Origin of the sequence: Nitrosomonas sp. HPC101, from assembly GCF_009833125.1 — a bacterium.
Classification (GTDB): Bacteria; Pseudomonadota; Gammaproteobacteria; order Burkholderiales; family Nitrosomonadaceae; genus Nitrosomonas.
In genome coordinates this window covers 1-11281 of record NZ_QRCC01000021.1, presented here as the reverse complement: position 1 = coordinate 11281, position 11281 = coordinate 1, and the positions used below count along the sequence as shown (strand labels likewise).

Genomic DNA, 11281 nt, shown 5'->3' with positions numbered 1-11281 from the left:
ATCATAAGGCTGCAGAATTCTCATCAAAGCTGCCAGTACTATAGTTGATAGTATCGAGGCAAGCACCACATACAACCAGAGTTGGGGAGAATTTTCCAGGAACAGAAACAGGCAGGGACCTACCAGTGTTCCATTGAAACCATACAGTCCCGCATCGATATCCTTTTCCGGAAATCTGAACAAATGAGCCGCAATCGTACTGCTGAAAACACCTGCAGTTGCAGCCAGTCCAGCTGTTACACCCCCAATGTACAGAGCCACCAGAAAAATCAGACCAGTGACGGCATTACAACAGAAAAATACTTGCCCCACTCCTCTCAGGAGAGCACGAAACGGCCTGGGTATTGCCCTGTCAATGGATAAAGACCAATCTATGAGAGTCATTGCAGATTTATGAACATGAAGGGATGATTCATCCTGTTTTTATGTGTTATGGCTTTCAACTGTACCCTGCCTATAGATACAACAGTCTTTTATATCTGTAACTGGAAAGAGATTTTGAAGCCATCAACTGCACGGCCTGCTGCATCGGGTGCATAGTTCAACCCTTTGGTAAACAGATCACCGTGTTGATAATAAGTCGAGATACGTGCATTGAAGCCGTCAATGACATAATTTATGCCAGTCTCGACTTCATCCCGATTACTACTATGATTTGGTTGAACACGAGTGAACTTGCCGTATGGCTGAAATTTCCCGATACCCACTTTGACCGGTATCAGATACAGCCCGGTTACAGTCCAGGATTTGCCATCGAATATGCAGAAGCAATCCGGATCGGTGAATGCAGCAGTTGAATAATTTGCATAGAACTGTTTGTACTCAGCATTTACAGTGACGACACCCATCGTTCTGGGTAATATTTTCTCGAACAATATATCGCCAACCAGACCGAGAAAATCACTGCGGTGATTAAATAACCCTGCCCCGTTCTTCTGGTAGGTCATACCAAATGCCAGTGCCAAAATATCACCTGCCTGACCATAGTAAGTACTCGCAGTGTAATAACCGGGATTTTTTCCGGATTCAGAAAATTATAGGTAAAGCGTGCAGCTGTTAAAATGCTGCCCCTCTGATTCGGTCCGGCAAACCCGGATGATTGCAGTCCCCTGTAAACTCCGAATGTATAACCCAGCGTACCTCTGATAAAACCAGGTTCCATATTGCCCCACAGCGTTACTCCGTCGTCACGGCCATAACGACCTGCACCACCATTACCGAACTTGGCACTAAAATCCTGGGAAAAGAATGGTGTTTTGAAACCATCATGAGTGGCATGAAAAAAAGGGCCATTCAGCTCACCCCGTTCCGTGGGCACCAGCATTCGTCCCCCCCAGAGATTGAGATAACGATTGAACTCAAATTTCATGATTGCATCGAGAACGTTGTAGGTCCGCATATCCGGATTAGAGCAATAGAAACATTCTGAATTGATTTCAAATTTCAGATAGCTATGGAATTGTCAATTTAGATAGAGTCTTACATTGTCGATGGCAAAGTCACCTTTCAGATTTCCGGATTCCTGGTTTTCCGTCCATAGCCCTGTTCCACGAAAACCTGCTCCCAGGCAGATCCACCTGGTTTCATCTGTTTGTATCCGGAGTTTTTCAGAAATCGGTTTGACAGACATATCCATGGGGTAAATATCAGGTGAATTTATTAGAGATATGCTTATCAGCATCGCTGTCATAGAAAATTTGCATACGGCAAAAATATTTTCTTTGTCACGATAATCATTTTCCATATATATGATGCTGTCTCTTTTTCGTGCTTGTGACCTGATCTGTCAGATTGGATAGTTGTGACAATACTGAGAGGTTTATGCAGATCGCAGATATAAATACAAATGCCATCACGCACCCCGTAAAAGCTGGAGTGTGCGATGGCATATTGAATCAAACGGGTTCAGGGATTATTCGACTACCCGGTTGAGGATGTCTTTGCTCTGGTTATTCCAGACGACATCAGTCAGATTTGAGAAACGCGTGATAATCTGTCCTACAACACCTCCTGCAAACAGACCCGACCAGCTCAATACTACAAACCCCCAGTGTAATGGCGCACTGAAGAGCTCTTCCATGAACCAGAATGCATGACCCCATTCATTGAAGCCGACATTGGGAAGGATCATGAGGGGTCCTGCAATTGCCATAACCAATGGGAACGATATCCCTTCTGCGTACAATGGAAGACGGGTCATTGCATAAAGATAGGTGGCTACACCACAAACGATATACATTGGGAAAGACCCGTAAAACACAACTATGTGACTTGGAGTGAAACTGGTGTCACGAATAATTACCTGGTGCCAGGATGCATCCTGTTCAGTAAAGAAACTGCCTCCCCAATACACCCCAAAAACGTATACACCCAGCCACATCATGAAGTAAAAATAACGTTTGATCTCCAGTTTTGGATCCAGATTGGCCAGCTGCTCTTTGGTATCACGTGTTTTCAGGATCCAGCCCCAGGTAGCCAGCGCAAACAATGGCATGAGCACCATGTGTATGCGCCACAACCCCATCCACACGCGATCAAACTCGGGTTCCATCGAATCCATGCCGTGTGAATAAGCAAAGTAACGCTGATACCAAACCCAGAATACTGCTACTGCCAGCATTGATACCAGACCAAATTTATAAAATATGGAGTCGTACCATAATGCTATGTCATAGCTTTTACTTGATTCTGTCCGTACTGCATTTGCAGTTCCAATTGTCGTGGACATTGCAATACCTCCTATTTCATTGACGAAATAAGCAATTGGACGAGTGTTCAGAGTCCTGCTTTCCTTGGTTATTCAGTTTTGCAACTGAAGAGGATTTTTGGACGGGAATTCAGGAGTCCTGCTACTTGACGGATACTCAGAGTCCGAAGGAGGGAATCACAAGCTCTGCTTTTTTTGTATTCCGCAGAGCAATGGCTACTCTACACAATACTTACAGAACTTGAAAAGTAGAATTAAGTTATCACAAAAAAGTTCAATTGGAAATATTTTCAACTTTTACTGCTCCGGGCGATGAACGAGCAGCTTATGCTGATATTTCATTGAGAATATACAGAATAGCCTGGGCCATAAACTCCATTTCTTCTGTGTTGATGATGTACGGCGGCATGATGTAGACCGAATTTCCCATCGGACGTATCAGGAGTTGGCGTTCCAGCCCCATTTGCGCAAACCTGTTTGTGAAATCTGATCCGGGGTTGTCCACTTCAAACGCCCAGATCATACCGCAGTTACGAAAATGTCTGACGTTTGGATGTGTCCGGACGGACTGCAAACACTGATTGAAAAAATCAGCTTTGTGGTGATTCGTTTCAATCACATTGTCTTGTTCAATAATATCGAGCGTGGCCAGAGCAGCACGGCAGGCCAATGCATTACCGGAGTGCGAGTGTGAATGGAGAAAAGCCTGGCTGGTTTGATCACTGTAAAACGCACGATAAATCATATCATTGGTCAGGACAACTGACAGTGGCAGGTAGCCTCCGCTCAACCCTTTTGCAAGGCACATAATGTCCGGCGTGATTGCTGCCTGTTCACATGCAAACAGGGTGCCTGTTCGACCAAATCCCACTGCAATTTCATCCGCGATCAGATGAACCTGGTAGGTATCACAAATTTCCCGGGCTTTTTGCAAATAAACCGGATGGTACATCCCCATCCCGACTGCCCCCTGTATCAGCGGTTCCAGAATCAGCGCTGCTGTGCTGGCATGGTGCTGTGAGAGATAGCTTTCCAGGGCGGCGGCAGTCTTCAACGCATGCGCTTCCGGAGTTTCTCCTGATTCGGCAAAGCGCCAGTCAGGAGTCGGGACCGGATGTGCAGGGCGTAACAGCGGGGCGTAGACTTGTCTGAAAATGGGGACATCTGTGACCGACAAAGCGCCCAGTGTTTCCCCGTGATAGCCGTTTTGCAGATTGACGAATTGAGTTTTCTCGGGGAAACCGCTTTGCTGCCAGTAATGAAAACTCATTTTGAGCGCAATTTCATTGGCCGATGCACCGTCACTGGCGTAGAAACAATGGTTGAGATCGCCCGGGGTGATCATACTCAACCGCTCCGACAGCTTGACGACTGGTTCATGCGCCAATCCGGCCAGCATGGTGTGCTCCAGCTTACCGAGCTGATCGATGATGGCTGCATTGATACGGGGATTACAATGTCCGAACAGATTGACCCACCAGGAGCTGATGGTATCCAGATAGCGTTTGCCATCTGCGTCGTACAGCCACACACCCTCCCCTCTGGTAATCAGTACAGGAGGAAATTCTTCATGATATTTCATCTGGGTGCAGGGATGCCAGATGGCACGGTGACCGCGCATAGCTGATTTTTTATCGTTCACGGGCTTGAAATCCCTCTTATAATAATTAGTTATACAAATACCGAAATAATTGAAATTTGTTGAATAAATCAACAGAGCCTATTATAAGTAGTTCATACTGAACATCCAGTTCCTTTCTATTGACAAATAATATTTTTCTTGTCTTTTAAAAATTTCGGTGTATATAATTATCGACTTGCTTTATCTGTAATGGTTAAAACCAATCGACATCCCATCACAGATAAAACAACTAGAAGTACAGCTGTTTTACGAAACTAGGGTTCCGGCTTTCCTTAGAAAAAGTGACTGGTCCGAGAGTTTCGGGTCCTTGCGAGAGGGCTCCACGGAGGGATAAAAGCCCGGGAGGTTATGTTTAATACATTAACTTCCGGAATCCAAAATGGAAAATTTGTCGCATTCACATACTTCTGTTCAGCACGCAAGCCTTTCACCCGTTCGTTCTTTTCCGTTAATTGCTGACTGCTACCGGCAGTCTGCACTCGGTTGCACATCCGCTTTTTCTGTTCAGATACTTCCCTGGTTGCGGCTTTCCAGCACTGCAAACAAATTCCCGGCAGTACATTTTATTATTTCCAGCAGTACACAGCATCCTTAACCTTCAAAGAGAGGAACTGTATGACAGCAGCAAAAAGAAGAAACCCGTTTTCTGTAACAGATAACGAACCGGCTGGCGAAACTGCAACAGAATACGAAGATATGCACGAAACAAGACAACTTTGCCGCAGCATGAGCGTCTGGAACTGTTTCACACTGGGGTTCTCGGTCGTATCACCGGTTGTAGGTTTGTACGCCATTTTCGGCATCCAGAATCTGGTGACAGGAGGGGGATGGATTGCCGCACTGATCGTATGTCTGTTCATGCAACTCATGGTGGCAACCGTCTATGCCGAGCTTTCCTCGCAATTTCCCATCGCCGGCGGAGCTTACAAGTGGTCCCGGCAACTGATCGGGCCCAGAACAGGGCAGTACGCAGGAATTATTTATGTCAGTTCGACGATCGCCATGCTGACTACAACCGCGTATACGGGTGGAATGTGGCTTTCTGCAGTCGTTATCGGTGGAGATACACAAGGCGCTTCAGCCGTTCTCTGGGGAATCGTGTTTCTACTGATTTGTACAACAGTCAACATCGTAAACCAGAAGGTTTACAAGGTAATTAATCTATTGGGCGTCAGCGCTGAAGTACTTGGCTCGATATGCGTCGCACTGGTCCTGTTTTTCTTCTTTCGTATTTATCCGGTTTCAGAGTTGTTTCAACATCTTGGGACGGGTCTTGCCCCTTCCAGCATAGCTGCATTCCTTGCTGCACTGGCCATCGCCGGGTGGGCGTTCATTGGTTTTGATTCCTGTTCGACCATTGCCGAAGAGGCCCATAATCCTGAAAGAATGATTCCGCGTGCAATCTTTTTGTCTCTGCTGGCGGTAGGCAGTGTGGTGCTCTTCAATTCCTCTGCGCTGACATTGTCAGTCAACCATGAAACATTAGTAGAAGCCAGTGCTACATCTGATCCCATCTCGCCGATCATTACCAGCACGATAGGCGCCTGGGCTGCGAAACCGTTTCTGATAATCGTCATGACAGCCTTTCTCTCCTGTGGCTCATCTGTAGTCAACTATGTTTCACGCATCGTCTTTTCGATGGCACGTGAAGGCAATCTGCCTGCTTTTTTTTCACAAGTAACAAAAAGAACACAATTGCCACGCAATGCGATCGGCGGAACTGTACTCATAGCGGGCCTCGGACTGCTTTTTGGATTGAATGACGGAGCCGTTGCCACCATCATTGCCTTCGGCACAGGCGGCTTGTACGCCATGTTTTCCATGACGACAGGAGTAGGCTTATATGCGCGACTGACCGGCCGCTGGAATCCTGCTCTGGGGGCATTCCGGCTGGGAATATGGGGGCTGGTGATTAATATCGTAGCGTTTACCTGGGCATTATTCGAACTGATTAATATTGGCTGGCCACGCGAATATGTGGCCGCTCCCGGAGCGCCCTGGTGGCAACTTTGGGCAGTACCGTTGGTGCTGGGCACCATATTGGCTCTGACGACGCTGCATGTGCAAATAGGTCACAAGCGTCGGACGAAAAAATCGTGAACGATACTGCTGTGGATAACATACAAAAATAGACTGGCGGAAATGCTGTTTACAGCAGCTGATTTAGTACGGTTGTTAACTAAAATCCAACGATGAGAAGGAGGTAAAACATGAATCAGATGACTACATATCTTTGGGAAACACATCTCCCCGGTGGCAGCCACTGGTCCGGTGTTGTACGCCGGGGAACGACCTTGCGCCTGACAGATGTGACGGGCGGAGCCAATGCTGCAGTATTGTTTTATAACCTGGAAGAGAAACTGGAGCGTTACAACATGGCGGATACGCTCAAGACCCAGCATACATTCCACCTGACCAGAGGACATGCCTGCCATTCCGACATGGGGCGGATTTTCTGCTGCATCACCGAAGATACTGTGGGCTGGCACGACACCGTATGCGGTTTGAGCGATGCTGAGCTGATACAGCAAAAATATGGTACGGGCCGCTATCAGGAGCTGCGTAACGATATGTATCGTAATGGGCTCGACGGTATGCTGGTCGAGCTTGGAAAATGGGGATTGGGCAAGCGTGATGTAGTATCCAACATCAATTTTTTCAGCAAGGTAACTGCCGATTCCTCCGGAGAGCTTCAGTTTCATACCAATCACAGTCAGGCCGGCAGTCACGTGGATCTGGCGTTTGAAATGGATACGCTGGTGGTGTTATCCGCTGCGCCGCATCCGCTCGATCCAGCAGAAGCCTATCGTCCTGGCGCTGTTGACCTGGCAGTGTTCCCCTCACCCCCTGCAGTAACGGAAGTATGTGCACATATCGCGGAAAATGCCCGCGGCCTGGAGAATACCCGACGTCTTTATGCTTATGGAGGTGTTAAATGAACACACAAAACCTGGTTGAAAGTACATTGAATCCTGATCATGCAGTTATCAACGAAATCTGTGACGCAGGGGAACCGTGGGTCAAGGAAATCAAAAAGGGGCAAACATTCCGTATCGTCGATCTCGAAGGTAATCAGGCAGTGGATACATTGTTTTACAACGCGCATGATGCGACGGAGCGTTACAGTGCCACCGATACGATCCGCCGGCAGCATAGCCTGTATCTGACGACCGGCAGCAAACTGTATTCCAATTTTGGTAATGTCATGCTCGTCATCACGGCGGATACCTGCGGGCGGCACGATACGGTGGGAGGCGCCTGTGCCGCTGAAAGCAATACCACCCGCTATGCCCTCGAAAAATATCCGATGCACAGCTGCCGTGACAGTTTTTTACACGCGCTGGCACATGATCCGGTGTGTGAGCGGCTCGGCATGAACAAGCGGGATATTCCGGCCAACATCAATTTCTTCATGAATGTTCCGGTTACCGAGGCGGGCAAACTGGAGTTTGCAGATGGGGTATCAGCTCCGGGCAAATATGTGGAAATGCGAGCTGAAATGGATATAGTGGTGCTGATTTCAAACTGCCCGCAATTGAATAATCCCTGTAATGCCTACAATCCCACACCCGTTCGTCTGCTGGTCTGGAATTGATCACCCGTATATCAAGTACAGGTATTTCTGAGTACGAAATCGTAATAGTGACCGGGTTCCAGCATCCGGCAGCCCTTCTGTCTGATGCTGAACGTAATATTGCTGGATTATGGAGATAACAATGTCTGAAAAAACGTTGGATATAAACAAGATAGCGACATCTACCATGGATGTGCTTGTCCCGGGAATACAAACGACTGTCCAGGATTATCCGGGCAGGCGGGGTTACTGGAATATCGGCGTGCCTCCCTCCGGTCCAATGGACAATCTGGCGCTCAGACTGGCCAATCGTCTGGTGGATAACGCGGAAGGACAGGCTGCTATTGAAATCACTTTTGCCGGACCGACGCTGCGCATCCACTGTGACACTGTCATTGCAGTAACAGGCGCACCAATCGAAGTCAGTCTGAACGGAAAGCCATTGGCACAATGGAAATCGCATAAGGTCGAAGCAGGAGCATTACTTGCTTTCGGTGATGTGCTGGATCAGGGCAGCCGGGTTTATCTGGCAATCCAGGGGGGTATTCAGGTACCGGATTACCTCGGCAGTAAGGCTACATTCATGCTGGGCCAATTTGGCGGACATGAGGGACGCATACTGCAGACAGACGATGTGCTGAATATCGTTGCAGATGATCGTAGCGGTTATACCCCGCGTGAATTACCGCAGGCATCCATTCCGCACTATACCCATCACTGGGAAATTGCCGTCCTGTACGGCCCACATGGCGCACCGGACTTTTTTACAGAAGAAAGCATCACCGATTTCTTCGCTGCCGAGTGGACGGTACACCATAATTCCGACCGTACCGGCGTGCGTCTGATCGGTCCGAAACCGAAATGGGCACGTACCGATGGCGGCGAAGCCGGATTGCACCCTTCCAACGTTCATGATGTTGCTTATTCCATTGGTGCAGTGGATTTCACCGGGGATTTGCCGGTAATACTCGGTCCGGACGGCCCCAGTCTGGGAGGTTTTGTCTGCCTGGTAACCCTTGCGCACGCTGAACTGTGGAAAATGGGGCAACTGCGACCTGGTGACCGTATCACTTTCCGTCAGATATCAGCTGATGAAGCAGCAGAACTGGAAGCAACTCAGGATGCACTCATCAGCAGCTTGCATCTGCCGGAGGTAGCTCCGCTATCAGGCAGTGGAAAAATGACAGCCACCACTGACGGTCCGATTCTGCACACTATTCCCGAGAGCAGCGAGCAGGTGCAGGTAGTCTACCGGCAAGGCGGAGACAGAAATCTGCTGGTGGAATACGGACCGATGACGCTCGATTTCAATCTGCGTTTCCGTATCCATGCGCTGATGGAATGGCTGCAGCAGGCCATGGAAAGTGATGATCTGCCCGGGATCATAGATTTGACGCCCGGCATTCGCTCACTGCATATCCGTTTCGATGCAAAATTATTGCCCCGTAAAAAACTGCTGGATACGCTGATTGCTGCGGAAAAACAACTGCCTGCGATTGAAAACATGGAGGTACCGACACGTATCGTGCATCTGCCCCTCTCCTGGAATGATTCATCCGTCCAGCTGGCGATGAAGAAATACATGCAATCGGTGCGTAAGGACGCCCCCTGGAATCCGGACAACATTGAATTCATCCGTCGCATCAACGGACTGGACAACATCGATGAAGTCAGACGTATTATTTTCGATGCCAGTTATCTGGTGATGGGGCTGGGGGATGTCTATCTGGGCGCACCACTCGGCACCCCTGTTGATCCCAGACATCGTCTGGTTACCACCAAATACAATCCGGCACGCACCTGGACACCGGAGAATGCGGTTGGTATCGGTGGCGCTTATATGTGCGTATACGGCATGGAAAGCCCCGGTGGCTATCAGCTGGTGGGACGTACGGTACAGATGTGGAATACGCATATTCAGACGCAGGATTTCAAGGAAGGTAAACCCTGGCTGCTGCGCTTCTTTGATCAGGTAAGATTCTATCCCGTGACAGAAGCTGAACTGGTCGAGATGCGCAGAGATTTTCCGAGCGGAAAATTCACATTGCGTATCGAAGAAGATCGTTTCAGTCTGAAACAGTACAACAATTTTCTGCAGGAAAATGCTGCTTCCATCGACGCATTCAGAACGAAACAGAAGGCCGCCTACGTCGCTGAGCGTGAACGCTGGAAAGCAGAAGGGCAGGAAAATTACACCACCAATGAGATTCTGGAAGAGACCCCTGCTCCAGGCGATATCTCTGTTCCGGCAGGAACGCGCGCCGTACATACCCATGTAACCGGTATCGTGTGGAAATTGCTGGTGAATACAGGTCAGCACGTGAATGCCGGGGATGATCTCGCTGTATTGGAATCGATGAAAATGGAATTCACCATTAAAGCGCCTGTCAGTGGCATAGTACAGCAAATACTCTGCAAGGCGGGAAGCAAAGTTACTGCCAGACAGATTCTTTTCCTGATCAGGGAGGATTGAGATGAAGGGAATCTGCTCAAGGAAAATACTGTTCTCGATACGAATGCGGTTTCGCCATTACGCTGAAATGTTGCCGTAGTAGAAGAGTTACTGAATCTACCGTTTAATGATTTCGAGCCTGTCACTTGTGCGGATTGCCAGGCGTAGTGAGCTGCATGCCTTCAAGGTCATGCCCAGGCGTTGGATGGTTGAGCGCAACTTTGTCTGGCTGGAGAAGAACCGAAAGTTATGGAAACTGTGATGAAATACATGTGAAAGAGAGTACCTATGCTAAAAATGTTAATGCCGGTCGATGGTTCTGAAACCTCCAGTCGTGCAGTGGATGAATTCGTGCAGCGGCTCGACTGGTATCGGGAAAAACCGGAAGTTCATCTGTTGAATGTACGGATTCCATTGTTTGGGAATGTTCCCATGTTTATCAGCAAGGAAGAACTCGGCAATTATTATCAGGAAGAAGGCTTGAAAAACCTGCAACAGGCACGTAACAAGTTAGAGCAGGCAGGTGTCGCATATCGACACCATGTCATTGTGGGAGAGCCGGTGGCCATGATCGTACAATTTGCCGAGGAAATACAGTGTGATCAGATCATCATCGGACCGCGTGGATTGGGTGAGATCAAAGGATTGCTGCTTGGTTCGGTAGCCAGCAAGCTGATTCAGCTTTCAACTGTCCCGGTATTACTACTCAAATAACAGGAATCAAGCATATTCCTCCATCTGTTTACAGAGCAAATGATCCGTCGAAAGCTCATGTCACTTTAAGCCGGCACGTTGACTGTCTGCGAGCAGAAATACCCATGTTACCAGTACAAAAGGAAAAGTAAGTACGGGCAAGCCAAGTGGCGTCAGAAAACCAGTCAGGCCGGCCTGACAGATGACGGTAAA

Annotated in this window: 12 protein-coding genes, 1 pseudogene and 1 riboswitch; of the genes and pseudogenes, 6 read left to right on the top strand and 7 right to left on the bottom strand. The window is 48.4% G+C overall.

Annotated elements, in window-relative coordinates:
- From ABO04_RS11630 to bioA, 6 genes are all read right to left on the bottom strand, one after another.
- Positions 1–384, bottom strand: a 384-nt coding sequence (locus tag ABO04_RS11630) for an urea transporter (protein ID WP_193565800.1), incomplete at its 3' end; no start/stop codon positions are given.
- An 89-nt stretch (positions 385–473) separates the two neighbouring features.
- On the bottom strand, positions 474–965 hold the full coding sequence (locus ABO04_RS12205; RefSeq protein ID WP_240141543.1) for a hypothetical protein: 492 nt from the start codon (positions 963–965) through the stop codon (positions 474–476).
- Positions 944–1399, bottom strand: a complete 456-nt coding sequence (locus tag ABO04_RS12200; RefSeq protein WP_240141542.1) for a hypothetical protein — start codon at positions 1397–1399, stop codon at positions 944–946. The genes ABO04_RS12205 and ABO04_RS12200 overlap by 22 nt, the downstream gene beginning before the upstream one ends.
- Before the next feature lie 63 nt (positions 1400–1462).
- Positions 1463–1744: a hypothetical protein gene (locus ABO04_RS12195; RefSeq protein ID WP_240141541.1), complete on the bottom strand. Its 282-nt coding sequence runs from the start codon at positions 1742–1744 to the stop codon at positions 1463–1465.
- A 168-nt stretch (positions 1745–1912) separates the two neighbouring features.
- On the bottom strand, positions 1913–2728 hold the full coding sequence (locus tag ABO04_RS11620; RefSeq protein ID WP_160810843.1) for a methane monooxygenase/ammonia monooxygenase subunit C: 816 nt from the start codon (positions 2726–2728) through the stop codon (positions 1913–1915).
- 304 nt (positions 2729–3032) lie between these two features.
- Positions 3033–4349 carry an adenosylmethionine--8-amino-7-oxononanoate transaminase gene (gene bioA / locus ABO04_RS11615; protein ID WP_160810842.1) on the bottom strand — a complete coding sequence of 439 codons (1317 nt, stop codon included), beginning with the start codon at positions 4347–4349 and terminating at the stop codon, positions 3033–3035.
- A gap of 243 nt (positions 4350–4592) precedes the next feature.
- Positions 4593–4696, top strand: a riboswitch (guanidine-I (ykkC/yxkD leader).
- A gap of 268 nt (positions 4697–4964) precedes the next feature.
- Here bioA and ABO04_RS11610 point away from each other — a divergent pair.
- From ABO04_RS11610 to ABO04_RS11585, 6 genes and pseudogenes are all read left to right on the top strand, one after another.
- A complete protein-coding gene (locus ABO04_RS11610) occupies positions 4965–6449 on the top strand; it encodes an APC family permease (protein WP_160810841.1) in 1485 nt (494 codons plus the stop codon).
- Positions 6450–6559: 110 nt separating this feature from the next.
- Positions 6560–7288, top strand: coding sequence for an urea amidolyase associated protein UAAP1 (locus tag ABO04_RS11605; protein WP_160810840.1), 729 nt, complete (start codon positions 6560–6562; stop codon positions 7286–7288).
- Complete coding sequence (locus tag ABO04_RS11600) at positions 7285–7944, top strand: urea amidolyase associated protein UAAP2 (protein ID WP_160810839.1); 660 nt, start codon at positions 7285–7287, stop codon at positions 7942–7944. The genes ABO04_RS11605 and ABO04_RS11600 overlap by 4 nt, the downstream gene beginning before the upstream one ends.
- 121 nt (positions 7945–8065) lie before the next feature.
- Positions 8066–10396 (top strand): 5-oxoprolinase/urea amidolyase family protein, encoded by a 2331-nt coding sequence (locus tag ABO04_RS11595; RefSeq protein ID WP_345853598.1) that lies wholly within the window; start codon positions 8066–8068, stop codon positions 10394–10396.
- Between the two features lie 127 nt (positions 10397–10523).
- A pseudogene (locus ABO04_RS11590) lies at positions 10524–10631 on the top strand (IS5/IS1182 family transposase); the annotation flags it as partial.
- A 32-nt stretch (positions 10632–10663) separates the two neighbouring features.
- Positions 10664–11089: a universal stress protein gene (locus ABO04_RS11585; RefSeq protein ID WP_160810837.1), complete on the top strand. Its 426-nt coding sequence runs from the start codon at positions 10664–10666 to the stop codon at positions 11087–11089.
- Between the two features lie 60 nt (positions 11090–11149).
- On the opposite strand, the gene ABO04_RS12280 is transcribed toward ABO04_RS11585, so the two are convergent.
- Entirely contained in the window at positions 11150–11272 is a 123-nt protein-coding gene (locus tag ABO04_RS12280) for an urea transporter (RefSeq protein ID WP_345853608.1), read from the bottom strand.
- Between the last annotated feature and the right edge of the window lie 9 nt (positions 11273–11281).